Raw genomic sequence first — 24,739 nt, 5'->3', positions numbered from 1 at the left:
CGGCCAGCCAGGTCGGGCACCACCACAGGAAGGCTCCCATCGTGGCCAACGCCCCGTCCAGACTCGACAACGTCATCAGCCTCGCCAAGCGGCGCGGTTTCGTCTTCCAGTCGGGTGAGATCTACGGCGGTACCAGGTCGGCCTGGGACTACGGGCCGCTGGGGGTGGAGCTCAAGGAGAACATCAAGCGGCAGTGGTGGCAGACGATGGTCCGCGGCCGCGACGACGTCGTCGGCCTCGACTCCTCGGTGATCCTGCCGCGCCAGGTGTGGGTGGCCTCCGGTCACGTCGGCGCGTTCACCGATCCGCTGACCGAGTGCCTCCAGTGCCACAAGCGGTTCCGTGAGGACCAGCTCATCGAGGAGTTCACCGAGCGCAAGGGCCGCGAGCCCGAGGGCGGCCTCGCGGGCATCCCGTGCCCGGCCTGCGGCACCGTGGGCCGCTGGACCGAGCCGCGCGACTTCAACATGATGCTGAAGACCTACGTCGGCCCGGTCGAGGACGAGAGCGGGCTGCACTACCTGCGGCCCGAGACCGCGCAGGGCATCTTCGTCAACTTCGCCAACGTCATGGGCGCCGCGCGCAAGAAGCCGCCGTTCGGCATCGGCCAGATCGGCAAGTCGTTCCGGAACGAGATCACGCCCGGCAACTTCATCTTCCGTACCCGCGAGTTCGAGCAGATGGAGATGGAGTTCTTCGTCAAGCCCGGCGAGGACGAGGAGTGGCACCAGTACTGGATCGACACCCGCACCAGCTGGTACACCGACCTGGGCATCGCGCGCGAGAACCTGCGCCTGTTCGAGCACCCGGCCGAGAAGCTCTCCCACTACTCCAAGCGCACCGTCGACATCGAGTACCGGTTCGGCTTCACCGGTTCGGAGTGGGGTGAGCTCGAGGGCGTCGCGAACCGCACCGACTTCGACCTGTCCACGCACGCCGAGCACTCGGGCCAGGAGCTGTCCTACTTCGACCAGACCACCAACGAGCGCTGGGTCCCGTACGTGATCGAGCCTGCGGCGGGGCTGACCCGGTCGCTGATGGCGTTCCTGATCGAGGCGTACTCCGAGGACACCGCCCCCAACACCAAGGGCGGTGTCGACACCCGCACGGTGCTGCGCCTGGACCCGCGGCTGGCGCCGGTCAAGGCCGCGGTGCTGCCGCTCTCGCGCAACGAGCAGCTCTCGCCCACCGCGCGTGACCTGGCCGCCGAGCTGCGCACGGGCTGGAACGTCGACTTCGACGACGCCGGCGCGATCGGTCGTCGCTACCGCCGCCAGGACGAGATCGGCACGCCGTTCTGCATCACGGTCGACTTCGACACCCAGACCGACCAGGCGGTCACGGTCCGGGAGCGGGACACCATGTCGCAGGAGCGCGTGGCGCTCGACCAGGTGCGCGGCTACCTCGCGGAGCGGCTCGTCGGAGCCTGAGGGTGAGCACCGAGCCGCACGGGTCGGCGGGGGCCGAGCCGGACCCGCCCGAGGAATCGGGCGAGGATGCCTCGCCACCCCCGCGACGCCGTCGTGCCCGCCGGGGCGCCGGTCGCGAGATCGGCGCCCACGGGCACGGCCACGGGCCTGTCACGATCCCGGCCGCCGAGGCGCGCCGGGTCCGGACGGTCCTGGCTGCGCTCGTGGTGCCGCTGCTGATCGCGACGATCGTCGGGCTGATCGCGCTCTGGCCGCGGGGTGAGACCCAGATCGGTTCCCTGCCGCTGACGGCCGACGGCGCGACGTTCGAGCGCGGCACGGTCACCGACGTTCCCGGCGAGCTGGGCGCGGAGATCGTCGTCGAGGTCACGACGGGGGAGTACGCGGGTCGCGTGGTCAGCGTCCAGGCGCCACCGGAGGTGATCGAGGAGGGTGTCGAGGTCGGCGACGAGATCCGCATGCTCTACCTCGCGGGCGCTGCGGCCACCGGGTCGCCGTTCGTGTTCGTCGACTTCGTCCGCGACATCCCCGTGATCCTGCTGGCGGTGCTCTATCTCCTGGTGGTCGCCCTGGTCGCCCGCTGGCGCGGGCTGGCGGCCGTGCTCGGGCTGGGTGCCTCGCTCGTGATCGTCGGGATCTTCGTGATCCCGGCGTTGATCGTGGGCACCTCGCCCTTGCTCGTGGCGCTCGTGGGGTCGAGCGCGATGATGTTCGTCGCGGTCTATCTCGCGCACGGGATCTCGATCAGGACCACGACGGCGTTGCTCGGCACGTTCGCCGGTCTCGCGATCACCACGGGGCTGGGGTGGTGGGCGATCGGCTCCGGCAACCTGGTGGGCAACGGGTCAGAAGAGGCCTACATGGTCTTCACCACCTTCCCCGGTGTCAGCCTGAGCGCGTTGCTGCTGTGCGGGATCGTGATCGCCGGGCTCGGCGCGCTCAACGACGTGACGATCACGCAGGCCTCCGCGGTCTGGGAGCTGCACGCCAGCGACCCGGCCGCCGGCCGCGCCAAGGTGTTCGGTCGCGCGATGCGGATCGGCCGCGACCACATCGCCTCCACGGTCTACACGCTGGCCTTCGCCTACGTCGGGACGTCGCTGCCGCTGCTGATGGTCGGAGCGATCTACGACCGGACGCTCGTCGAGTTCCTCATGTCCGGCGAGATCGTCGAAGAGGTGGTGCGCACGCTCGTCTCCTCGATCGGCCTGGTGCTGGCCATCCCGGCCACGACGGCGATCTCGGCCCTGCTCGTGGGGCGCAGCGCCGCACGGAAGTAGCCGCACGAGTAGTGGGGCGGTGATCAGCCGCCGAGGCCGGCGATGATCGCGGACACCGTGCGGTCGGCGAGCGCACGCAGCTGCTCGGTCGGCAGGCCGCGCAGCGGACCGTGGATCGCCAGGTCGGCGAACCCGTGCACGGCGGACCAGCAGGGCCACTCGGCTCCCTGCCGTGCGTCCGCCTCGAGCGCGCCTGCCGCGACCAGCGCGTCCAGTGCCTGGACGAGCATCCGGAACGGTGGCGCGTCGGCGGGGTCGGTACCGGTGCCTTCGTCGTCGTCGGGCTGGTCTCCCGGCGAGGGGAAGAACGCGACGGCGAACCACCCGGGCTCGGCGAGGGCGAACTCGATGTAGCCCATCCCGACGGCGTGCAGCTGCGCCCGCGCCTGCTGGGCGTCGTCGTCGGAGGACGTCGGCGCGGGAACGGCCATCCGCTCGGCCATCAGCTCCTGCACGCGCCTGGCCACGGCGCCCAGCAACGCGCGCCGGTCCGAGAAGTGCCGGTAGGCGGCGTTGGGCGAGACTCCCACGCGGCGGGTCGCCTCACGCAGTCCCAGGGCAGCGGCGCCGCCGTCCCGGGTGAGGTCCAGCCCGGCGTCGACGAGCGCGGCCCGCAGGTTGCCGTGGTGGTACCGACGCTCGGACACCTGAAACCCCCTTGACTCGCCGCGTGCATTGTCTACAGTGTCAACATAGCAGTGTGTGGACGCTGTCCACATGCACCCTCAGGTCACCAAGGAGAGTCCATGTCCAGCACCGCCGTGCCGCCCGTCGTCGACGCCGCCACCTGGCAGGCCGAGCTCGACGCCATCCGCGTCCGCGAGAAGGCCGCCACCCGCGAGCTGGATGCGATCGCCGCCCAGCGGCGTCGGCTGCCGATGGTCCAGATGCCCGAGTACACGCTGGTGGCCAAGGACGGGCCGGTCCGGCTGTCCGAGATCTTCGACGGCAGGTCGCAGCTGATCACCTACCACCACATGTGGCACGAGGGTGCCGAGTGGCAGTGCGGTGGTTGCACCGGGTTCACGTCGCAGTTCACGCGGCTCGGGTTCCTCGACCCCTACGACGCCCGTTTCGTCATCGTCACCCAGGGTCCGATCGACGAGGCGCTCGCCTACGCCGAGCGCGTCGGCAACCGGATGGAGTGGTACTCGACGGCGGAGAGCCCGTTCGGGGCCGACGTCGGCGCCCCTCCCGGCGGAGGATTCGCCGTCAACGTGTTCCTGCGCCAGGGCGAGGACGTGTACCGGACCTGGACCACCAGCGGTCGTGGCACCGAGCAGCTGAGCCACACGTTCCCGTTGATCGACCTGCTGCCCTATGGGCGCCGCGAGGACTGGCAGGACTCGCCCGAGGGCTGGCCGACGTCGCCGGCGTACTCGGGGTGGCTCGACTCGCCGGACATCGCGCGCCTCTACGGCCCGGGGTCGGCTGATCCCCGGACCGCGGCTCAGCGGTAGAGCAGGTACGGGCGGCGCCGGCGGTCGAAGTCGGCCAGCTCGTCCTCCCAGGCCGCGATCACCTCGTCCGCCTGCGCGCCGGCGTCGATCTGCTCCCGGAGCCGGCTGGAACCGGTGAGCTTGTCGATCCAGAACGGCCGCGCGGGGTCCCACGCGTCCTCGCGCCACGCGAACTCCGGGTACAGCTCGTGGAGCGCGACCAACATCTCCACGCCCACCCGGATCGGGTCCAGGCGGCGGGCATCGGTGATGTGGACCTGCACCCCGGCGCACACCTCACCCATGTGCTTGCTGAACGAGGGCGTGAAGTAGGCCTCCCGGAACTGCACGCCGCGGATCTCGCGAGCGGTGAGCGCCTGCGTCCAGCGGTGGTCGACGTAGGGCGCGCCGATCAGCTCGAACGGCCGGGTGGTGCCGCGGCCCTCGGACAGGTTGGTGCCCTCGAACAGGCCGGTCCCGGGGTAGAGCAGCGCCGTGTCCGCGGTCGGCATGTTCGGGCTCGGCATCACGAACGTCTGCCCGGTCTCGGCGAACAGCATGCTGCGCTTCCAGCGGCGCATCTCGACGACCTCCAGGTCCTCGACGGCGCCGCCCTCCTCGTCCGGGAGGAACTCGCCGTTGAAGAACTGCGCCAGCTCACCCACGGTCATGCCGTGCGCCTGCACGATCTCCTTGGCGCCGACGCCGGAGGTGAGCTCCGTGGTCATCATCGGGCCGCGGGCGGTGCCGCCGATCGGGTTCGGCCGGTCCAGCACGACGAACCGGATGCCGGTCCTGACGGCGGCGCGCATGGCTGTGTACATCGTCCAGATGTAGGTGTAGAACCGGGCGCCGACGTCCTGGATGTCGAACACCACCGTCTCGACGTCGGCCGTGGTGAACATCTCGGTCATCGCGTCGGCGTCGGCGCCGTACGCGTCGTACACGGTGATGCCGGTGCGCGGGTCGACGAAGGTCGGCTCCGCCTCGCCCGCCTGCGCCGAGCCTCGGAAGCCGTGCTCGGGCCCGAAGACGGCGACGACGTCGACCGCACCTGAGTCGTGGATCTCGTCGACGATGCTGCGCAGCGAGCTGAGCACGCCGGTGGGGTTGGTGATGATGCCGACCCGCTGGCCCTCCAGCACGGACCAGTCGTCGGCGGCGGCCCTGTCGGCACCGGTGACGACCTTGCGACCGCCGCCGTGCCCGCCACCGCCCGTCGGCGGCGGGGTGGCCCCGGCCGATCCGGCACCGGCCAGTACCCCGGCCACGGACACACCCGCCGCGGTCAACCCTCCGGTGAGAACGCGTCGTCGATTCACTGCCATGGTCGTCTCCTTCTCGGTCGGGTGGTTGCTCACCAGGTCAGGCCGTGCCCGAACGGGTACAGCACGGTGTCGGGATCATCCGCCGCGGGGATGTCGACCGGGAGCGTGCCCACGGGTGCGACCTCACCAGCGAGGACCCTGGCTGCCGACTCGATGGCGATCGGTGAGTAGGAGTACGTCGCCAGGTAGGTCGGTGCGTCACCGAGCGAGGCGATGTCGTACGGGTTCCGCACCGCGACCACCACGACGGTCGCTCCGGTGGCACGCAGCTCGGCGACCAGCTGCTGCTGGCCCGCGGAGGTCGATGCGTTCATCGTGAGAACGACGACCACGTCGGCCGCCGAGGCGGCGGCCACCGCGGCCGCGATGGCAGCGCTGGAGGGCGCGCTCCCGGTCTCGACACGGGTGACCACCCCGCCCCGTTCGGTCAGTGCGTCGGCGAGGACGCTCGTGGACGTGACGCCGTAGCCGGTCACCAGGATCGCGGTACCGGCGACGGCGATGGGAAGCACGCCGTCGTCGTTGCGCACGAGCGTGGTCGTCCGGTCCGTGATCTCGTTCGCGCGGCTCAGGTGGGCGGGGATGCCGACGACGTCGCTCACCTCGTCGGGATCGGCGTAGGGCTGGGCGACGATGTCACGCCGGTACTTCAGGCGCAGGATGCGCGCCACCTTGTCGTCGAGCTCGCGGCGGCTGATGCGACCGGTCCGCACGGCATCGGTGACCGCCGCATGCGCCTCGTCCATCGCCGGCGTCATGAGGAGCTGGTCGGCACCGGCCAGCAGCGCCCGGACGGCGACCTCGGCGTCGCCGTACAGGTCCCGCACACCCTGCATGTTGAGTGCGTCGGTGACGATGACGCCGTCGAAACCGAGCTCCTCGCGCAGCACGCCGGTGAGGATCGGGTGGGACAGCGTCGCCGGGTCGCCGGAGTCGTCGAGAGCGGGAAAGGCGAGATGGGCCGTCATGATCATGTCGATGCCCGCCTCGATCGCCGCCCGGAACGGCGGCGCGTCGATCTCCTCCCACTCCTGACGGGTGTGGGTGATGATCGGGAAGGCGACGTGGCTGTCGACCGCGGTGTCGCCGTGACCCGGGAAGTGCTTCGCCGAGGCCGCGACGCCGCCGTCGTCCTGGAACCCGCGTACCTGCGCGGCTGCCATCTCGGCAGCCAGCGCGGGGTCGGAGCTGAACGAGCGGGTGCCGATCACCGGGTTGGCCGGGTCGACGTTGACGTCACACACCGGAGCGAAGTTCGTGTTGACGCCCATCGCCCTCAGCTCGGAACCGATGATGTCGGCCGCAGCGCGTGCGTCCTCGGCGCTCCGGCCGGCGCCGAGCGCCATCGCTCCGGGGAACGGGGTCGCCGGCGGACCGATGCGGGTGACGAGACCACCTTCCTGGTCGATCGCGATCTGCAACGGGATCTGGACCTTGTTCCGACCCTGGCTGGCGGCCTCCTGCAGGTCGTTCGAGAGGGCCACGATCTGGTCGGGATCCTGGACGTTGTCGGTCCACGCGAAGTAGATGACACCGCCCAGCTGGTACTTCTGAACCACCTCGACGGGGCTGGCCACGCCGTAGAGCGGGAGGTTGCGCGGGTCCGGGGTGGCGGCGTCGGAGCCGTAGACGTTCTGGACGAACAGCTGGCCGATCTTCTGCTCCGTGCTCATCCGGCGCAGGTGCGAGGTGACCCAGCCGTGCTCGCCGCGATGGGCGCCGCCTCCGCCGTCCCCGGCGCTCGCGGCCGACGCCGCTCCGAGGGCTGCGGCGGTCAAGCCACTGGTGAGCACGGTCCTGCGGGTGTACGTCGTCATCGAGCGCATGGCATCTCCTGGTCGCAGTGCCCGGTCACCGCGATGTGGCCGAGTCGTCGCTAGGTTTGCTCTCCTTGCCTACAGGACGAGATCGGCAGAAGGAAGACCTTTGACCGAACCTGTACTCAAGTGCGGGGGTTGTCCGCCCTGGCGTTGCCAGTTTTCAGCCCCGACCGGGGACGTAGAAGACGGCGTCGAGCTCGATGTCGAAGCCGGGCAGCTCGACCGGGACGGTCGTGCGCGCCGGGAACGGCGGTGTCAGGCGCTCCTGCATGATCCGGTTGAACTCCGGGAAGTCGTCGAGTGTGCGGAGGTAGGCCCCGAGCCGCACCATGTGCTCGAGATCGCTGCCGCCGGCGCGGGCGAGGATGCCGAGGTTGTCGAAGGTGGCTTCGCACTGCTCGGCGAAGGTCTCGCCGATCTTGGCTCCGTTCGGGTCGAACGGGCCCTGACCCGAGACGAAGAGCAGGTCCCCGACGCGGATGCCCTGGGAGTAGGGACCGGCCGGGAGGGAGGCGTCAGGAGACTGGATGGCTTCACGCATGGGTGTTGTCCTTCGTCGTGGTTGGTGCGGATGGGTGGAGGTGTTCAGGTGATCTCGATCGGCTCGCCGTCGCAGGCGGCCGATGCCTCGGCCGCAAGCGCGGCGGCGACGGCGTGACGACCCTGCTCGAGCGTGGCGATCGACGTCGCGCCCTCACCACGCGTCAGGCGCAGGAAGTCGCGCCACTGGGCGGCGATCATCTGCTGCGGTGTCGAGGCGCGTCGGTGCGGTGGGGGCGCCACGCCGGTGACCTCCAGGGCGTCGCCGTCGGAGGCGGTCGCGGTGGCGCGGGAGGTGGTGAGCCAGGCCCAGGTGCGCGGATCGACCGGAGCGGGCAGGTCGAGGGTCCGGGAGGCCTCGATGACCACAGTGGCCCCTCGAGACGTCTCGCCCAGGAGGGTCATGACAGCTGGTCTGCCGACGTCGTCCACGCCGGTCCGGCAGGACACGACGGTCAGCGGGTCGTCGAGCAGCCAGGTGGCGAGATCGATGTCGTGGATGCCGCCCTGCATCATCGGCGAGACGTCGGGGTAGCGGTCGCGGAGGTCGACCGAGCCGTTGCGCAGCAGGCTGATGTGCAGGGCATCGCCCCACGACGTCGACCGCAGCTGCTGCCTCAGCCACTGCCATCGTGGGTCCAGACGCAGCAGGTGTCCGACCGCCACGTGTCGGCCTGCGGAGCTGGCTCGCTTCCGCAGCCGGTCGGCATCGGCGAGCTGGGTCGTCACAGGCTTCTCGATCAGCACGTCGGCGCCCAGGTCCAGCGCCGCGAGGGCAGGGGCCAGGTGCTGGTCGTCGGTCGTCGCGACCACCGCGGTCTCGATGGCCGGCAGCTCGCGCACGTCGCTGAGCAGGCGGACGTCGTCGAGGTCGCGCCCGGCGCGTTCGATGGCGTCGGGGTCGGTGTCGACGACAGCCACCAGCTCGCTGTCTGGGTCGGCGCGGACGGTCGCGGCGTGCAGCGCGCCGTAGTGGCCGTACCCGATCACGGCGACGCGGCTGGGCGCGCTCTCGGTGCGGTGCGGCCTCATGCGGCCGGCACGCCGAACGAGGCCAGCGCTGTCCCGAGGGGCACCCGGGCGGTGCGGCGCAGCATCATGATGTGCCCGGAGACCGGAGCGGTCACATCCACGGGTGCCGCGGACGGTTCCAGCGGGTCGAGGATCTGACCGATCGACGTGCCTGCTCCGACGAGATCGCCGGCACGGACCCCAGGCAGGAACAGGCCGTCGGCGTGGGAGCGCAGCACCTCCTGGTCGAGGTCCCCGCTGCCTTCCACCTCACGCGTGAGGCCGGCCGGCGCCGATGACCCGCCGAGGTAGGCGTCGAGCCCGCGACGCACACGCCCCACGATCTCCATGTCCGCCGTCGGGCCACCTGGCATCTCGATGTAGATCGGGGCGACCCCGAGGGTCTCCGCGGCGCTCAAGGTGCGACCGGGTGCGATCTCGGGGTGGTGCCAGAGGAAGGGCAGCCCGAGGGCACGGCCGACGTCGAGGGCACGTGCGCCGAGGGGGCCTGTGCTCAGCGCGCCCGCCAGCAGCGGCATGGCGAAGTGCAGCCCTGCGCTGTGCACGTCGATCAGGACGTCGGCACCGGCCAGCACCTCGGTGGTCAGCAGGTGCGCCAGCCGTTCGGTCCAGGAGCCGCGCCCGTCACCGGGGAAGGACCGTGCGAGGTTCGCCTGGTCGATCGCGCTGACGCGGGTCCCGGCGTCGTAGGCGGAGGGGTTGGCGACGGTGACCACGCGCAGCCGCACGCCGCGCAGCGTGGGTGGCCGGGCCACGAGCGAGCGGGCCACGAGCATGCCTTCGGGCTCGTCGCCGTGCACCCCACCGAGGACGACAACGAGGGGAAGGTCGGCGTCACCGACCTCGTGCACCGTGAGCGTGGGCGCGCCCGGCCCACCGATCGTGCGCCGCTGAAAGCCAGTCACCGTGAGAGCTCCTGCTCCAGGACCTGCGCCAGGTCGTCGATCCCGATGGGGTCGGTGAAGACGGGCGGACCGCTGATCCGTTCGAGTGCTGCCTGGTCCTTCCAGCCCGCTCCGGTGGCGAGCGTGACCGCGACATCGGTCTCGGTCAGGTGTCCACGCCGGACATCGGCGAGGACTCCCGCGAGTGCGACGGCTCCGGCCGGCTCCACCACGACGCCCTCCGTGGCGAGCGCGGCCTGTGCAGCCCAGACGTCCTCGTCGCTCACCTCGACGACGTGTCCGCCGGTGGTCGTCACGGCCTCGGCAGCGGCGGCGTCGAGCAGCCGGGCCACCTGCAGACCCGACACGCTCGTGGTGACGCGCTCCACCGGCGTGAGGTCGCCACGGCTCGCGCGCAGGAGGGTGGCGCTGCCGATCGGCTGCACACCGACGATGCGTGGCGTCCGACCCGGTAGGCCCTGGTAGCCGCGCCAGACCGAGGTCAGCAGCCCGCCGCCTCCGACGGGCACGTACACGGCGTCGGTCTCGGGCAGCTGCTCGGCCAGCTCGATCGAGATCTCACCCGCGCCGTGCATCATCTCGGGGCTGTAGGACCAAGCCGTGATGAAGGGGAACAGCCCGAGCTGCTGCGTGAGCCGGAGCACCTCGGCGAACACCCGGTCCGTCTCCTTCGGGGTGATGCCCAGCCCCTCCACCGGGAGGATGCGCGCGCCGGCCGCGGTCGCGGTCGCGAGCTTGGCGGCCGGGGCTCCCGGGACGGTGAGGATGCACACCGGGAGGCCTGCACGGGCGCCATAGGCGGCAGCGGCCGCCCCGCCGTTCCCCGAGGAGGTCCCCAGCAGCCCACGGAGGCCGGTACGGGTGGCGATCGTCACCGCCCTGGCGGCGAGCCGGTCCTTGTAGGAGCCGGTGGGGTTGAGGTGCTCGGCCTTGCACCACACGGTGGGACCGCCGGCGAGCTCGGGGAGTCGTGCTCCCACCCGCAGGACCGGCGTCGACCCCTCGCCCAGGCTGAGCCAGGGGTCGACCGCCGAGCCCGCAGCAGCAGGAGGGTCGACCTCAGAGCGCACCGAGCGCCCCGTCGACGGCCTCGAGGGTCTGCTCCACGTCGGCCATGGTGTGGGCGGCGGACAGGAACCAGGTACCGCGGTGGGTGATGCGGACGCCGCGGTCCTGCAGCTCCCACAGGAAGCGGTCCGCCACCTGCGTGTCGGAGCGCTCGGCGTAGGTGCGGCGGTCGTGGACGCCACCCTCCGGGCCGAACCGGGTCTGGAACACCGGCCCGATGCCGTCGACGGAGAGCTCGATCCCGCGATCGGCGGCCAAGGAACGGATCCCCTGGATCAGGGCTCCGCCCACCTCCTCCATCTGCGGGTACGGGTTCTCCTCGCGCAGCACCCGCACGGTCGCCAGCGCAGCCGCGACGGCCGACAGACCGGTGTTGTAGGTGCCGCCGTGCATGACGTCGGGGCCACCGAGCAGGCCCATGACGTCGGCAGGCCCGGCCAGTGCGGCGACCGGGTACCCGGAGGCCATCGCCTTGGCGTAGACCGTGAGGTGTCCACGGGTGCCGAGGAGCTCTTGGGCGCCGCCGAGGCGCACCCGGAACCCCGTGATGACCTCGTCCAGGACGAGGAGCGCGCCCTGCTGCTCGCACAGCTCACGGACGGCGTCGATGTAGCCGTCCCTCGGCATGATCATCCCGACGTTGGACAGGATCGGCTCCATGAACACGGCGGCGATCTCGTCCGGGTAGGCCTCGAAGACACCCCTGACGGCCTCGACGTCGTTCCACGGGATCACGACGACGTCCGCGGCCGCCGCCGCGGACTGCCCGCTGGTCAGCGGGGCGTCCTGCGCGGGGAACGGGTCGGTGGCAGGGTCGACGAACAGCGGGTCCAACCAGCCGTGGTAGTGCCCGGCGAACCGGATCACGCGTCGACGACCGGTCGCCGCTCGCGCGAGCCGGAGCGCGAGCTGGTCCATCTCGGTGCCGGACTGCCCGAGCCGGATGTGCTCGGCGTTCGGGAGCACCTCGAGCATCGCCTCGACGAGCTCGATCTCGCCGACGTGCTGCCCAGCCCAGAGCTGCCCTGTCCCGAGCGTGGCGGCGACCGCCTCGGACACCGCGGGGTGGCAGTGGCCGAGCACGTGCGGTCCGAAGGCCATCGCGTAGTCGACGTAGCAGTTCTCATCGACGTCCCACAGCCGTGATCCCTGGCCGCGGGAGTAGACCAGGGGAGTGGGTGAACCCTTCAGCCGGAAGCTGCTGTGCACACCCCCCGGGGTGCTGCGGGAGGCCCGCTCGATCAAGGCCAGCGACCCGGCATAGCGCTCGGCGCGATCGATCGTCTGCTGGGTCTGCGGCGTGGTGGTCATGCGTCCTCTGCTTCGTGGATGGTGGTGATGTCGGTGGATGCGGTCGGGAGGGTCCAGTGCGGGAGCATCGCGGCACGTGCCGGCGACCAGCTGAGCCGGTCGAGCCTGCTCGTGCAGATCCCCGGGGTGTCGACCTCGAGCACGGTTCCCGCGACGTCGCCGTACGCGGCGCGCCACGCGATGGCAGATTTGACGACGATCGCGTCGGCCTCCGCCGGCTCGATGCCCTGGGAGATCAGCTGCTGGGCGTCGAAGGGCATGGCCTTGAGCTCGCTGACCACGACCGTGTTGCCCGCGACGTCGAGCACGACGGTGCGCCCCATCGAGACCTCATAGCCACGGTTGTAGGTGCCCAGCTGCCGGTAGCGGCCGTCGGTGACGCGGAGCACGGTCGCCTCGACCGAGACCGGTGTGCCGTGCGCGTCGTCGGTCTTGGCGCCCAGCTCGAGCTGGACCGAGGCGCCCGGCCCGACGGCGATCGCACGCTCGACGCTCTCCGGGTCGGCGATCGTCACGACCAGGCCGGTGCCACCGTCGGTCAGCCACTGCTCGAGGATCGCGGTCCCGTCGCCGGGCGCTCCGCCACCGATGTTGTCAGCGGCGTCGACCAGGATCACCGGTCGGTTCTCGTCACCGCGCGCGAGATCGCACGCCTCGGCCACGCTGAGCGCCTCGTAGACGAACCTCTCCTTGGCCGCGTCGACAGCGGCTGCCATGGTCGCACCGGCCTCGGCAACCGCGGCCTGGTCCGCGCCGCTGACAATGACCGAGAACCCCGTCGCGTCCACATCGGCGTAGGAGAACCCGGGTGCGAGCGAGACCTGCAGCTCGCCCTCGCGCTCGATCCGGTGCGCGAGGGAGATCAGGTCACGCATCGGGTCGCCGTCGGTGGCCTGCATGCCTGGCGCGGTCATGAACGGCAGCTTGCGGTGCACGATCGAGCGCGGCTGTCCGGTACGGAGGACCCCGAGCAGCAGGTCGGCAGCCTCCTGGCCGCGCTCGTACATGTCGATGTGGGGATAGGTGTCGTAGGCGACGAGCGCCTGCACCCCGCTCGCCATCGCGTCGCTGACGTTGGCGTGCAGATCGATGGTCACGGCGATGGGCACGTCGGGACCCACGAGCTCGCGGACCGCCTGGACGAGGTCGCCGTCCGGGTCGCCGCTGCCGTCGGTGACCATGGCGCCGTGCAGCGTCAGCAGCACGCCGTCGACAGGTGTCGCGGCGATCCTCGTCAGGATGGCGTCGCGCAGCACCTCGTAATCGGCGTGCGTCACGGTGGCGCTGGGCACCGCAGCGGCGTACGCGGTGGGCACCACAGTGGCCGCCGCCCGCTCGAGCGCCGTCAGGAATCCGCCGGTCTCCGACCGGGTTCCCGCCATCCGGCGCAGGTCCTCGCCGACGAAGTGCTGGTACGCCGCGAAGCCGTCCAGCCCGGTCGACCCGACGGCGAACGTGTTGGTCTCGTGGTAGATCCCGCCCACCGCGATCCGTGGCCTGGCCGATGTCACGATGCCTCCTGGTCGTGCGGTCGTCCTGCTCGGCTCGCACTGGGGACCGAGTCGAGCAGGCGTCGCGTGTAGGGGTGCTGGGGTGAGGTGATGAGCGCGTCGACGGCCGCGGCCTCGACGATGCGGCCCGCGTGCATGACGATCACCCTGTCGGCGATCGCTCGCACCGCGGCGAAGTCGTGGGTGATGAGCAGCATGCCGAGTCCGCGCTCGTCGACGAGGTCCCGGAGCAGGTCGAGGATCTGTGCCTGCACGGACACGTCGAGCGCCGAGGTGGGCTCGTCGGCCAGAAGCACGCGGGGCGTGGCTGCCAACGCTCTCGCGACGACGACGCGCTGACGCTGGCCGCCCGAGAGCTCCTGCGGGAACCGGCTCACGAACGTCCGCGGCAGCCCGACGTCATCGAGCAGGTCGTGCACGGCACACGAGCGCGCACGGCCGTCGAGCATCGGCTGGTGGATCGCCAGGGCTCGCTGGATCGCCGACCCCACTGCCATCCGGGGATTCAGCGAGGAGTACGGGTCCTGGAAGACCATCTGGACGTCGCCGGTGAGCCATGAACGGTCGCGGTGTGCCGTCGTGACGAGGCGGTCGCCGAGCCGGACGGCGCCGGCGGACGTGGACTGCATCCCGGCGAGGGCCTTCGCGAGGCTCGACTTGCCGGAGCCGGACTCACCGACGACGCCGAGCACCTCGCCGGCTGCGACCCTCACGTCCACGTCGTCGACAGCCTTGACGGGCTGGGCTCCGCGGCGGCGCCTGCTGTAGCTCACCGAGAGATGCTCGGCGCTGAGCAGCACGGGCGATGCTCCTCCCTCGGGCTGCGTGCGGCTGAGCGTCGGGTCGAACGGGTCGACGGTGGCGGCGAGCAGCGCTTGCGTGTAGGGGTGCTGGGGCGAACGCATGATGTCCTGGGCGCTCGCGGACTCGACGATCTCACCCGCACGCATCACGATCACACGGTCGCAGCGCTCGGCCACCAGGCTCAGGTCGTGCGAGACCAGGACCGTCGCCAGCGCATGGCTCCTCTGGAGCGCTTGCACGAGGTCGAGCACCTCCGCTGCCACGGTGACGTCGAGCGCGGTGGTCGGCTCGTCGGCCAGCAGCACGTGCGGGCGTCCGAGGAGCGCGAGCGCGATCACCACGCGCTGCCGCATACCGCCGGAGAGCTCGTGCGGATGGGACCGGAGCACGCGCTCCGGATCGGGCAGTCGCACCTCCTCGAGCGCCGCCACCAGCCGTTCGTGCCGGTCGCCGCGGGAGCCGAGCAGCCCGTGCGGGCGCATCGCCTCGAGCAGGTGTCGTCGGATGGTGAAGCCCGGATTGAGTGCAGCCAGCGGCTCCTGGAAGACGTAGCCGAAAGCGGCCCGGCCACCGACGCGCGGGTGGCGCTGCCGCTCTCGGCTCCCGCCGACCACCTCGGTGCCTGCGACGGTCACGGAACCGTCGACCCGCGCTCGGACGCCGAACGGGAGCAGGCCGGACATCGACCGCAGCGTCATCGACTTGCCGGACCCGGACTCACCGACGATGCCGACCATCTCGCCGCGGTCGACCGCGAAGGAGACGCGGGTGACCGGGTGGCCGTGCCCGAGGATCTCGACCGAGAGGTCCTCGACCACCAGCGTGGGTCGCTCGTCGGTGCTCATCGCTCTCGTCCCTGTCGGTTCAGCAGGTCGCCGAGCCCGTCGGCGAACATGTTCATGCCCAGCACGACCAGCACGATCGCCAGCCCGGGGAAGATCACGAGGTGCGGCGCCGCGGTGAGGTAGGTGCTCCCTGCCGCGAGCTCCAGACCCCAGCTCGTCTGCGGGGACTGGATGCCGAACCCCAGGAAGCTGATCCCGGCCTCGTTGAGGATCGAGAAGGCCAGCATGCTGCTCAGCAGCACCAGGATCGGGAAGTAGGCGTTGCGGAGCACGTAGCGGAGCACGATCGACGAGCGGGGCTCACCGATCGCGGCGGCCGCCGTGACGTACTCCGACTCGGACACCGCCATCACCGAGTTGCGGGTGACGCGGGCGACCTGCGGCCAGTAGACGACCACCAGTGTGACGATCACGGTGCTGAGGCCTGCACCGAGCACGGCGGCCAGCCCGAGCGCGACCAGCAGCCAGGGAAAGCTCAGGAAGACGTCGACGACTCTCATCAGGACGCCGTCGACGACGCCGCGGAGATAGCCCGCCAGGAGGCCGATGGGTACCCCGATCACGAGGGTGAGCAGGCCGACGGCCAGCGGGACTCCGACGACGACGCGCGTGCCGATGATCAGCCGGCTGAGGAGATCGCGGCCGTTGAGGTCGGTGCCGAGCCAGTGCTCGCTCGTCGGGGCGCCGAGCACGTCCCCGACGTAGATCGCGTCGTAGGGATACGGCGTCAGCCACGGCGCGAAGATCGCCACGAGCACGATCGGGACGAGGATGATCATGCCGACGAGCGTCTTGGGGTTGCGGTGCAGCTGGCGCCAGAGCCGCTGGGGGCTGCCCGTGGGCGAGGCCCCAGCCGGGACGAGGGGGGCGATGTCGGTCGGCGTCATGGTGCTCAGCGCCCTCCCTGAAGCTTCGCGCGTGCGCGCGGGTCGATCCACATCGAGACGATGTCGACCACGGTGTTCGTGAGGATGAAGAGTCCGGCGAAGACGAGGATGCCGGTCTGCACCACGGGGTAGTCCCGCGCGATCAGCGAGTTCACGAGCGTCAGACCCATCCCGGGGTAGCCGAAGACGCGTTCGGTGATGACCGCACCACTCATGAGGATGCCGACCTGCAGACCCACGACCGTGATCGTCGGTGCGAGGGCGTTGCGACCGGCGTGCAGCCCGATGATGCGCCAGCCCGCCACACCGTTGGATCGCGCCAGCATGACGTGGTCCTGCTGGAGCTCGGTCACCATGCTGGCGCGGACGGTGCGCAGCAGCAGACCGGCCGAGACGACCGCGATCGTCACCATCGGCATCACCGAGTGGGCCAACCAGTCGAGCGGGTCGTCGGCGAAGTCGACGTAGCCCGAGGTCGGGAACCAGGCCAGCCGCACCCCGAAGACGAGCACCAGCAGCGAGCCGATCCAGAACTCGGGCTGCGCCTGCAGCACGAGTGAACCGGTCGTCAGCCCGTGGTCGGCCAACGAGCCCCGGCGGGATGCAGCGAGCATCCCGCCGGGGACCGCGATGAGCAGCGCGATCAGCAGCCCTCCGAGCATCAGCACCATCGTGCGCGGCAGACGTTCGGCCAGGATGTCGCTCACCTGCAGGTTCGAGGTGATCGAGGTGCCGAAGTCGCCCTGCAGCAACCTGCCCATCCAGGCCACGTACTGGTCCAGCAGCGGCTGGTCCAGACCCCAGTAGGCCTCGAGGGCCGCACGGGTCTCGGGGGTCGCGTACTGGCGCAGCAGGACCGAGATCGGGTCGCCGGGCAGGTGATGGATGATGAGGAACACCAGGATGCTCACCACCCACAGGGTGAGCGCCCCGATGCCGAGGCGGCGTAGGACTGCGATCGTCATGATGGCGTCAGCGACCCGCGTCCCGGACCTCGAACAGGTAGTTCGGGCGGACCGTGAAGCCTGCCGCGTCCTCGTAGGCCGCGGTGTTCACAGGGATCTGGATGAACGGCATGATCGGTGCCTCCTCGACCACGATCTCCATCGCCTGCCGGTAGAGGTCCGCGCGGGCCGCTTCGTCGAACGTCGCTGACGCCTCGCTGAGCAGTGCGTCCAGCTCGGTGTTGCTGTACCCCATGTGGTTGTTCGCGCCCTCGGTCATCAGATACCGGTCGAGGAACAGCGCAGGGTCGGGTGCGGAGGAGTCACCGGCGATCCCGAGACTGAAGTCGAAGTTCGTGAACACCCGCGCCACGTAGTCGGCAGGCGGCAGCAACCGGGTGGTGAGCGTGATGCCGACGTCGGCCATGAGCGACTGCCACACCGGCTCCAGCGGCCGCAGCAACGGCAGGTCCGGGATCAGGGCCTCGACCTCGAAGCCTTCCGGGATGCCCGCCTCGGCGAGCAGCGCCCGGGCCTCCGTGGGGTCGAACGGCGCCTGCAGGTCGGCGGGGAAGTACGGGCTCGTGGCCGCGATGAGGACGTGTGCCGGGCTGGCGTCAGGACCGTTCTCGGCCTGGGCCATCAGCTCCCGGTCGAGAGCGAGCGAGAACGCCTTGCGCACCCGGACGTCGTCGAACGGGGCGACCCGGCAGTTGAAGGAGATGAAGTTGAAGCCGTTGATGTAGGAGGTGCCGACCGTGGCGCCCGGCAGCGCTCCGAGTGCCTCCATCTCCGGCCAGGCGAAACCGGCGATCGCGTTGGTCTCGGCGGCCTGGAACCCTGACCGCAGCGCGGTGGCGTCGGCGCGGGGGAGGAATCGGATCTCCTCCACCTTCGGGTAGTCCTGGTTGTAGTAGTCCTCGAACCTGGTGAACGCCATGTAGTTGTCGGTCTCCCAGGCGGAGAACTGGAACGGTCCCGCACCCACGGGCGCCGTGGCCTGCTGGTCGGCGGTCTCGATCGGGATGATCGGGATCTGGCTGCACAACGCCGTGAGGGGTGCGTACGGCCGGTTCAGCGTGAACGCGACGGTCAGGTCGTCCACGACCTCGATCGTCTCGATCGGCGACAGCAGGGCGGCGTACGGTGATCCGCCGTCGGGGTTCATCAGCCGCTCGAAGGAGTCGACGACGTCCTGCGCGGTCATGGCGCGGCCGTTGTGGAAGGTGACGCCCTCGCGGAGGTCGAAGCGGATCCGCGTGTCCGACTCCGACTCGAAACCGGTGGCGAGGTCGCCCTCGAGCGAGCCGTCAGCACCGAGATACAAGAGGTAGGCGTGGCACGCGGAACCGACCGTGGAGAGGTTGGCGAAGGTGTTCTGCATGCCGGTGTCGAGGTTGGCGGGGTCGCCCTCGGAGTTGCCGATGCTGATCAGGGCGGTGGTGCCGGCGTCGTCGGTCGAGCCGGACGTGCTGTCCTGACCTGCGGACCCGCCGCCGCAGGCGGAAAGGACGCCGGCGAGGGCGACGGCGCCGGTGGTTCCGGCGGCGAAGGTGAGGAACTGGCGACGGTGCATAGGACTCATGCGCGTTCTCCTTGTGCGGAGGCGGCCCGAGGGCCGGTGGGGGGAGGGGAGGGGTGAAGCGGTGGAGGGACTGCGAGAGGAAGTGCAGGGGGGTGACAAGGCGGGTCAGCGGTACACCCAGCCGCCGTTGACCTCGAGAACCTGTCCCGTGACGGCCTCGGCCTCCCGCGAGCACAGGTAGCGGACCGCTCCGGCGATGTCGGCCGGCTCGAGGCGGCGCTGCAGCGCCTGTCGGGCCAGCAGGTCGGAGTCGAGCTCGCGCTGTGCGTCCGGGCCGTAGAGCTCGAGCTCGTTGGTGGTCCTGATCGCACCTGGGGACACCGCGTTCACGGTGATGCCGGAGGCGCCGAGCTGGCGTGCCAGCGACCGGGTCATCCCGACGAGGCCGGCTTTGGCTGCGATGTACGCCGCTCCGGAAGGGCCACCGAGCCGGACTGTCACGGAACTGATATTGACGATCCGGCCGCTGCCTCGTTCCGTCATCGAGACGGCAGCTGCCTGCGAGAGGAAGAAGGGCGATGTGAGGCCCACGGTGAGGGTCTCGTGCCACTCGGACAGAGTCAGCTCGTCCCAGGTGGTGTTGGAGGGACGGACGGCGTTGTTGACGAGGACGTCGAGGCGGCCGAAGGCCGTGAGCGTCTCCGCCACGACCTCGGGAGCGCGCTCGGGTTCACCGAGGTCCGCGCGGACGACGACCGTCCGCGCGCCGAGGGCACGACACCGAGCAGCGACCGACTCGATCTGCTCCACGTCGTCGAGGTGGTGCAGGGCGACGTCGTAGCCGTCGGCTGCCAGACCGATGGCGATCTCGGCGCCGATGTCGCGCCGCGCCCCGGTCACCAGCGCGGCAGGACGAGGTTCGATCAGAACAGCCATGCGTGCCAGCTCCCCGTCTTCACGGCGAGCTTCGCCGGCTCGGCTGCGAGGCGGGCCAGGGCCGGGCGGAGCTCTCCGACCAGTCCGAGGTGCTCGCGCAGCACGCTCGCTCGCTGGTAGCTCACCTTGGTGGCCGCCACGTGCTCGAGCAGTGCCTCGCCGGCTGCCTCGAGCGCGACGATCTCCTCCTCGAGGTCGGCCAGGCTCTCGTCGTGCAGCCGGCGGCTCAGCTCGATCAGACGAAGAAACAGATCGGCATGTGCTGCCAGCCGCTCGCCCTCCGCCAGCCACGTCTCTCGAGGATCGGGCCACCCCGCGATCGGCCGGATCGGCGGCATCAGCGCCATCGACTCCCGCATGGTGTCGCGGATCTGACGCAGCACGGAGGTGAACGCCGGTGTGGCGACGGACAGCGGCCGCACCAGGTCGTCCGGGAACGTCGTGGCACCGTACGGAGCGGTCGAGAAGTACGGCAGCAGGTGGTTGGCCAGGTAGTTCATCAGCGGATAGCTGGCGATGACGCTGTCGCCGACCCGGTAGGCCAGACCGACGGCCTCCGGCGCCTCCGGGCACACCCTGGCCGCCCACCGGGCGTCGAAGTCGACCGCGCCGCCTGAGCCCGTGTGACGCCAGGCGGCGTCGGCGAGATAGGCAAAGTTCCGGTGCATGGCGGGGTCCGGCATGCTGTACGCGAGGACGCCGTCGACCCCTGCTCGCAGGCCGGATCTCAGCATCTGCTCGATGTTGAGCGCGAAGTTCTGCGCGAACAGTGACCCGATGACACCCGGCGAGGGCGTCACCCACGTGTCCCACGCGTCGTGGGGCTCGATGACCGGGATCGGCTCGTTGTACCGCCACCAGGAGACGATCGGCCGAAGGGCATCCGAGTCACGGAGCGCGTCGGCGTAGGCGGGCACGGCGTCCTCGCGGACGAGACTGTCCTGCCAGTTGAGCATCCGAATCCCGTAGCCGGCGAGGAAATCGCCGACAAGCGTGAGATAACGGATGAGCAGCTCGCCCGGCGTCAGATCGCGGCAGCCGCAGCATCGGCAGTAGGGCGAGTACTCGCGCATCGGGTCGTCGGGATCGACGTTGATGATCGGGTAGAACTCGTCACCGGGGATCGCCAGGGTCGTGATGCCCTGCGGGAGCAGGTGCTGCTCGACGAGGTTGCGGAACACCGACAGCAGCACCTCGGTGCGACCGGGATCCGTGACGCAGTACCCGAACCCCGTGGGGCTGCCCTCCTCGGTGACGGCGGACAGGCCTGGGACGGCGCGCGGCAGGTAGGAGGAGTGGCCGGGCCCGCCGAACAGCGGGACGACTCGCATGCCGCGTGAGGTCGCGTAGGCCGCGACGCTCGCGAAAAGGTCCTCCGAGAACATCCGGGGGAGGTAGTCCAGCTGGATCTCCGTGCGCGAGCTCGGGTCCCACGTGCGGTAGCGGTGGGGGGTCTGCAGCTCCGGGAAGTCGGAGAGCGGGACGAACTGGAACTCCCCGCGGTCGCGATCGTGCCGCAGGTCCCAGCACCCGTAGAGCGAGATGGCGAGCACGTTGAGCTTGAGCCCGGCGAGTCGGTCGATCAGGGTCTGCCAGTCCTCGAGAGTCATCATGTCCGAGCCCCAGTAGGACTCGACCAGGATGCCGCGCCATGCGATCTCGGGGTGGTCCTCGATCGCGACGGCGGGAACGCTGCCGCCCGAGGCGTCGAGGAGATCGGCGAGAGTCCGCGCGCCGTGCAGGAGTCCCCGCGCGTCCGCGGCGGCGAGATCGACGCCCTCCGGGCGCACGTGCAGCCGGTAGCCCTCGCTGGGCAGCGAGTCGTCGTGCGCGACGACGACAGGCCTGCGCTCCGGCTCGTCCGCCGATCCTGCGAGGACCGCAGCGGCGGCGTCGGCGTAGGTGGACAGGGCAGGCGGCGTGCCCACGAGGCGCCAGCCGTCGACCTGGTGAGTCTCATCGGTCAGCCACTCGACCGAGCGTGGCCGCGGGATGAGGTGGTGCACGCGGCTCTCCTCGCCGTCAAGTGTCCGCTGAGCGGACGGCTGTGTCACTGAACGGTCACATCACAGCAGAGCGTTGCGCGGTCGTCAAGACACTCGCAGGATGTTTACCGGGCCGAAACGTACAACTGTCCGCTAGTCGGACGAGCGCGCATTGTGTACGTTCGCCTCTGGAGGTGATCGTGATGGCACTCTCGGAGCCGGATCAAGACACTGCTGGCAAACCTGCGCAATCGTCCGTCGATCGCGTGATCGACGTCCTCGAGACCTTGGCGGCGGCCCAGCCCAACGGGCAGACCGTCAGCGAGCTCAGCCGTGACACCGATATCAGCAGACCCTCCCTGTACCGCACGCTCACTGCTCTCGAGCGCCGGGGATGGGCCGTCCGACAGGACCAGAGCTGGATGGTCGGACCGAGCCTGGCCGGACTCAGCGAGCCGGCCCCGCGGTCGGCGAACCTCATCGAGCGCACCCGCCCCGCCCTCGTCCGGCTCTGGGAGGAGTACGGGGAGACGGTCAACCTCGGGATCCCGAGCCGTGACGAGGTCCTCTACCTGGACATCCTCGAGAGCGTGCGCGGGCTGCGCACCGGTTCCCAGGTCGGTTCCCGGGACCCGATGCATGCGACGGCACTCGGCAAGATCTTCCTGGCCGCACGCCCGAGCAGCGAGGTGCGACGGTTGCTCGGCAACGCCGAGCTGCCCCGGCTGACGCCGCGGACGATCGTGACGCTCGCGCCGCTGATGCGCGAGCTCGCCGAGGTGAGCGAGCGCGGCTGGGCGATCGACGACGAGGAGAGCGAGCTCGGAGTGCGCTGCGTCGCGGCGCCGGTTCGTGACCGCGACGGCCGGACGGTGGCCGCGATCAGCCTGTCGGCACCGACCGTGCGTTTCGACGAGGACTCGTTGCCCGAGGTAGCGGCGGCGGTGCGCTCCGAGGCCGCCGCACTGGTGCTGTGAGCGGTCCTGCACTGCTCCGCGGAGCGGTCGTCGTCGACGGCACCGGTGGGCCACAGCAGGTGCAGGACGTGCTGGTGAGCGACGGGCATGTCGTCGCGTCCGGCAAGGCTGCGGCCGATCATCCCGATGCTGGTAATGCGCAGTCGTGGGACCTGGACGGCCTGGTGCTGGCGCCGGGCTTCATCGACATCCACACGCATTCGGACATCAGCGTCCTGCAGAGCACGGCCGCCGAGAGCAAGGTCCTGCAGGGAGTGACGACCGAGGTGGTCGGGAACTGCAGCTTCTCCGCCTTCCCGAACGGTGCCGAGCGTCTCGACCTGCACCGCGACCACATGGCGCGGATCGGGGAGCCACCTCTCGACGTGGACTGGACCGATCTCGAGGGCTACGCCGACCGACTGGAGGCGGCACCTCCAGCTCTCAACGTGGCGGCACTGGTCGGGCACGGCACCCTGCGGGTGGCCACCATGGGCGTCGAGCAACGCCCGCCGACCGCCGACGAGCAGGCCGCGATGCGCGAGCTGCTCCGCTCGGCGCTTCGTGCGGGTGCCTTCGGACTGAGCACCGGGCTCACCCACGTGCCCTCGAGCTACGGCGATGCCGACGAGGTCATCGATCTGCTCGGTCCGGTCGCCTCGGCGGGAGCCCTGTACGCGACCCACGCGCGCGCGGTGGCCGGGGCCGAGCTCGATGCGGTGCGCGAGGCGTTGATGGTGTCGGCGGCATCGGGGGCCCGGCTCCAGTACTCCCACGTCGCCCTCAACGACCCGGTGAACTGGGGAAGGGCGAGCGAGTACCTGGGCCTGTTCGACGACGCGGTCGAATGCGGTCACCACGTCGGCTTCGACCTCTACCCCTACGCGGCCTCGAGCAGCTCGCTCACGCAGTACCTGCCCGGATGGGTGCAGGTCGGAGGCTCCGCCGCGCTGTCGGAGCGGCTGACAGACCCCGACACGTACCGGCGGGCCAGGGAGGAGACGGCACGAGGGTGGTACGGCGGCATCCCGTGGCTGTGGGACCGGGTGACGATCGCTCACGCTCCCGAACCAGGACTGGCCGGACGCACGATGGCCCAGCTCGCGCTCGAACGGGCCGTGGATCCGGTGGATCTCACCCTCGAGCTGTGCCGGCGGCACGGCAACCAGGTCGAGGTCGTGATGGCCTACCGCACCGAGGAGGACATGCAGACCTTCTTGGCGCACCCGCTCTCGACGATCGGCTCCGACGGCAACGCCATCGACATCCATCAGCGTGAGCGGCGTCCGCACCCCCGCCACTACGGCACCTTCCCCCGGGTCCTGGGTCGCTATGTCCGCGAGCTCGGCGTCCTGGAGCTGAGCGACGCCGTCCGCAAGATGAGTGCGGCCAACGCCGACCGGCTGGGGCTGCGCGACCGGGGCCGGATCGCACCTGGTCAGGTGGCGGACCTCGTGGCGTTCGACCCGGCGACGGTCGCCGATCGCGCGACGTTCGAGGACCCGTGCCAGGCGCCCACGGGCATCGAGCACGTCTGGGTCGGTGGCACGCTCGTCGTGCAAGGGGGAGTCCAGCGCGACGCGCGACCCGGCCGGTTGCTGCGCAGCGGACGTTCCTCGTCGATCACGGCGTCGGGCGGTCAGGCCACGACGAGCTCGACGGCCCCGGTCATCCGCACCAGCTCGTCGTAGCTGGTCGAGAACACCGCGGCGGGGTGGCCGGCCGCGGCCCACAGCACGGGATGCCGCCGCAGCCACGGGTCGATGTAGGTGGGGATCGGGCTCGGGTGCGCGATCGGGGACACGCCGCCGATCACCTGACCGGTGTGCACCCGGACGAAGTCCTTGTCCGCCCGCCGTAGCGGCCCGGTGACGTCCTCGACCACGGCGGTGTCGACGCGATGAGCGCCGGAGGTGAGGATCAGCACGGGCGAGCCCTCGCTGTCGAAGAGCAGACTGTTCGCGATCGCGCCGACCTCGCAGCCGAGCGCCTGTGCCGCGAGCGCCGCGGTGTGCACCGAGTCCGGCAGGACCCTGATCTCACCGGTGCCGCCCGCTGCGGCGAGGGCTTCCCGGAACCTCGTGATCGACGCGTGCTCAGCCACGAGGTGGACCCTATCGACGCCGGCACCGCCGGAGCACGCGCCGGCATCGGCGATACTGCTGGGGTGAGTCTGCACATCGGTCCCATCGA

At 70.6% G+C, this 24,739-nt stretch carries 21 protein-coding genes; 5 read left to right on the top strand and 16 right to left on the bottom strand.

Annotated features, from left to right (window positions below; all coding sequences use genetic code 11):
• Nucleotides 1–41 precede the first annotated feature (41 nt).
• Nucleotides 42–1,430 (top strand): glycine--tRNA ligase, encoded by a 1,389-nt coding sequence (locus GPA04_RS04415; RefSeq protein ID WP_241680601.1) that lies wholly within the window; start codon nucleotides 42–44, stop codon nucleotides 1,428–1,430.
• A gap of 2 nt (nucleotides 1,431–1,432) precedes the next feature.
• Complete coding sequence (locus tag GPA04_RS04410; protein WP_241680600.1) at nucleotides 1,433–2,710, top strand: YibE/F family protein; 1,278 nt, start codon at nucleotides 1,433–1,435, stop codon at nucleotides 2,708–2,710.
• A gap of 23 nt (nucleotides 2,711–2,733) precedes the next feature.
• Here the strand turns inward: GPA04_RS04410 and GPA04_RS04405 are convergent, their stop codons facing one another.
• Nucleotides 2,734–3,357, bottom strand: coding sequence for a TetR/AcrR family transcriptional regulator (locus GPA04_RS04405; protein ID WP_241680599.1), 624 nt, complete (start codon nucleotides 3,355–3,357; stop codon nucleotides 2,734–2,736).
• Nucleotides 3,358–3,456: 99 nt separating this feature from the next.
• On the opposite strand from GPA04_RS04405, the gene GPA04_RS04400 reads away from it, so the two are divergent.
• Nucleotides 3,457–4,170, top strand: a complete 714-nt coding sequence (locus GPA04_RS04400) for a DUF899 domain-containing protein (protein ID WP_156222770.1) — start codon at nucleotides 3,457–3,459, stop codon at nucleotides 4,168–4,170.
• Here GPA04_RS04400 and GPA04_RS04395 read toward each other — a convergent pair.
• The 14 genes from GPA04_RS04395 to GPA04_RS04330 form a co-directional block, all read right to left on the bottom strand.
• On the bottom strand, nucleotides 4,161–5,477 hold the full coding sequence (locus tag GPA04_RS04395; protein ID WP_156222768.1) for an exo-beta-N-acetylmuramidase NamZ family protein: 1,317 nt from the start codon (nucleotides 5,475–5,477) through the stop codon (nucleotides 4,161–4,163). The two genes, GPA04_RS04400 and GPA04_RS04395, sit on opposite strands and share 10 nt — an antisense overlap.
• Nucleotides 5,478–5,506: 29 nt before the next feature.
• Nucleotides 5,507–7,294: a glycoside hydrolase family 3 protein gene (locus GPA04_RS04390; RefSeq protein WP_156222766.1), complete on the bottom strand. Its 1,788-nt coding sequence runs from the start codon at nucleotides 7,292–7,294 to the stop codon at nucleotides 5,507–5,509.
• Nucleotides 7,295–7,457: 163 nt separating this feature from the next.
• Nucleotides 7,458–7,838 carry a RidA family protein gene (locus tag GPA04_RS04385; protein ID WP_156222764.1) on the bottom strand — a complete coding sequence of 127 codons (381 nt, stop codon included), beginning with the start codon at nucleotides 7,836–7,838 and terminating at the stop codon, nucleotides 7,458–7,460.
• 44 nt (nucleotides 7,839–7,882) lie between these two features.
• Complete coding sequence (locus tag GPA04_RS04380) at nucleotides 7,883–8,869, bottom strand: Gfo/Idh/MocA family protein (protein ID WP_156222763.1); 987 nt, start codon at nucleotides 8,867–8,869, stop codon at nucleotides 7,883–7,885.
• Nucleotides 8,866–9,774, bottom strand: coding sequence for a succinylglutamate desuccinylase/aspartoacylase family protein (locus tag GPA04_RS04375; protein ID WP_162458519.1), 909 nt, complete (start codon nucleotides 9,772–9,774; stop codon nucleotides 8,866–8,868). The genes GPA04_RS04380 and GPA04_RS04375 overlap by 4 nt, the downstream gene beginning before the upstream one ends.
• Nucleotides 9,771–10,844, bottom strand: a complete 1,074-nt coding sequence (locus GPA04_RS04370; protein ID WP_162458518.1) for a pyridoxal-phosphate dependent enzyme — start codon at nucleotides 10,842–10,844, stop codon at nucleotides 9,771–9,773. Before GPA04_RS04370 ends, GPA04_RS04375 begins: the two co-directional genes overlap by 4 nt.
• Complete coding sequence (locus tag GPA04_RS04365; RefSeq protein WP_156222757.1) at nucleotides 10,834–12,153, bottom strand: aspartate aminotransferase family protein; 1,320 nt, start codon at nucleotides 12,151–12,153, stop codon at nucleotides 10,834–10,836. Before GPA04_RS04365 ends, GPA04_RS04370 begins: the two co-directional genes overlap by 11 nt.
• On the bottom strand, nucleotides 12,150–13,664 hold the full coding sequence (locus GPA04_RS04360) for a M81 family metallopeptidase (protein WP_156222755.1): 1,515 nt from the start codon (nucleotides 13,662–13,664) through the stop codon (nucleotides 12,150–12,152). Before GPA04_RS04360 ends, GPA04_RS04365 begins: the two co-directional genes overlap by 4 nt.
• A complete protein-coding gene (locus GPA04_RS04355) occupies nucleotides 13,661–15,313 on the bottom strand; it encodes a dipeptide ABC transporter ATP-binding protein (RefSeq protein WP_156222753.1) in 1,653 nt (550 codons plus the stop codon). Before GPA04_RS04355 ends, GPA04_RS04360 begins: the two co-directional genes overlap by 4 nt.
• The gene (locus GPA04_RS04350; RefSeq protein WP_156222751.1) at nucleotides 15,310–16,200 is read right to left on the bottom strand and encodes an ABC transporter permease; all 891 of its coding nucleotides are present in this window, start codon (nucleotides 16,198–16,200) and stop codon (nucleotides 15,310–15,312) included. The genes GPA04_RS04355 and GPA04_RS04350 overlap by 4 nt, the downstream gene beginning before the upstream one ends.
• A 5-nt stretch (nucleotides 16,201–16,205) precedes the next feature.
• Nucleotides 16,206–17,165 (bottom strand): ABC transporter permease, encoded by a 960-nt coding sequence (locus GPA04_RS04345; protein WP_156222749.1) that lies wholly within the window; start codon nucleotides 17,163–17,165, stop codon nucleotides 16,206–16,208.
• Nucleotides 17,166–17,172: 7 nt separating this feature from the next.
• Nucleotides 17,173–18,729 (bottom strand): ABC transporter substrate-binding protein, encoded by a 1,557-nt coding sequence (locus GPA04_RS04340; protein ID WP_156222747.1) that lies wholly within the window; start codon nucleotides 18,727–18,729, stop codon nucleotides 17,173–17,175.
• A gap of 105 nt (nucleotides 18,730–18,834) precedes the next feature.
• Nucleotides 18,835–19,605, bottom strand: a complete 771-nt coding sequence (locus GPA04_RS04335) for an SDR family NAD(P)-dependent oxidoreductase (RefSeq protein ID WP_156222745.1) — start codon at nucleotides 19,603–19,605, stop codon at nucleotides 18,835–18,837.
• Nucleotides 19,593–21,611, bottom strand: a complete 2,019-nt coding sequence (locus GPA04_RS04330; RefSeq protein WP_162458517.1) for a glycoside hydrolase family 20 zincin-like fold domain-containing protein — start codon at nucleotides 21,609–21,611, stop codon at nucleotides 19,593–19,595. The genes GPA04_RS04335 and GPA04_RS04330 overlap by 13 nt, the downstream gene beginning before the upstream one ends.
• Nucleotides 21,612–21,856: 245 nt before the next feature.
• Between GPA04_RS04330 and GPA04_RS04325 the strand changes: the two genes are divergently transcribed.
• Both GPA04_RS04325 and GPA04_RS04320 read left to right on the top strand, forming a co-directional pair.
• A complete protein-coding gene (locus GPA04_RS04325; protein ID WP_162458516.1) occupies nucleotides 21,857–22,567 on the top strand; it encodes an IclR family transcriptional regulator in 711 nt (236 codons plus the stop codon).
• A complete protein-coding gene (locus GPA04_RS04320) occupies nucleotides 22,564–24,237 on the top strand; it encodes an N-acyl-D-amino-acid deacylase family protein (protein ID WP_156222739.1) in 1,674 nt (557 codons plus the stop codon). The genes GPA04_RS04325 and GPA04_RS04320 overlap by 4 nt, the downstream gene beginning before the upstream one ends.
• On the opposite strand, the gene GPA04_RS04315 is transcribed toward GPA04_RS04320, so the two are convergent.
• Nucleotides 24,186–24,650 (bottom strand): YbaK/EbsC family protein, encoded by a 465-nt coding sequence (locus GPA04_RS04315; RefSeq protein ID WP_156222737.1) that lies wholly within the window; start codon nucleotides 24,648–24,650, stop codon nucleotides 24,186–24,188. The genes GPA04_RS04320 and GPA04_RS04315 overlap by 52 nt on opposite strands.
• Nucleotides 24,651–24,739 lie beyond the last annotated feature (89 nt).

The organism is Pseudactinotalea suaedae (assembly GCF_009733815.1).
Classification (GTDB): domain Bacteria; phylum Actinomycetota; class Actinomycetes; order Actinomycetales; family Beutenbergiaceae; genus Pseudactinotalea; species Pseudactinotalea suaedae.
The sequence above is the reverse complement of the archived record's forward strand: the minus strand, read 5'-3'. Positions and strand labels throughout refer to the sequence as shown.

Bases quoted from the DNA above. Each gene is read 5' to 3' on its own strand.
- GPA04_RS04395 (WP_156222768.1), bottom strand. From the start codon at position 5,477: ATGGCAGTGAATCGACGACGCGTTCTCACCGGAGGGTTGACCGCGGCG.
- GPA04_RS04380 (WP_156222763.1), bottom strand. From the start codon at position 8,869: ATGAGGCCGCACCGCACCGAGAGCGCGCCCAGCCGCGTCGCCGTGATC.
- GPA04_RS04400 (WP_156222770.1), top strand. From the start codon at position 3,457: ATGTCCAGCACCGCCGTGCCGCCCGTCGTCGACGCCGCCACCTGGCAG.
- GPA04_RS04345 (WP_156222749.1), bottom strand. From the start codon at position 17,165: ATGACGATCGCAGTCCTACGCCGCCTCGGCATCGGGGCGCTCACCCTG.
- GPA04_RS04385 (WP_156222764.1), bottom strand. From the start codon at position 7,838: ATGCGTGAAGCCATCCAGTCTCCTGACGCCTCCCTCCCGGCCGGTCCC.
- GPA04_RS04390 (WP_156222766.1), bottom strand. From the start codon at position 7,294: ATGACGACGTACACCCGCAGGACCGTGCTCACCAGTGGCTTGACCGCC.
- GPA04_RS04350 (WP_156222751.1), bottom strand. From the start codon at position 16,200: ATGACGCCGACCGACATCGCCCCCCTCGTCCCGGCTGGGGCCTCGCCC.
- GPA04_RS04340 (WP_156222747.1), bottom strand. From the start codon at position 18,729: ATGAGTCCTATGCACCGTCGCCAGTTCCTCACCTTCGCCGCCGGAACC.
- GPA04_RS04355 (WP_156222753.1), bottom strand. From the start codon at position 15,313: ATGAGCACCGACGAGCGACCCACGCTGGTGGTCGAGGACCTCTCGGTC.
- GPA04_RS04335 (WP_156222745.1), bottom strand. From the start codon at position 19,605: ATGGCTGTTCTGATCGAACCTCGTCCTGCCGCGCTGGTGACCGGGGCG.
- GPA04_RS04365 (WP_156222757.1), bottom strand. From the start codon at position 12,153: ATGACCACCACGCCGCAGACCCAGCAGACGATCGATCGCGCCGAGCGC.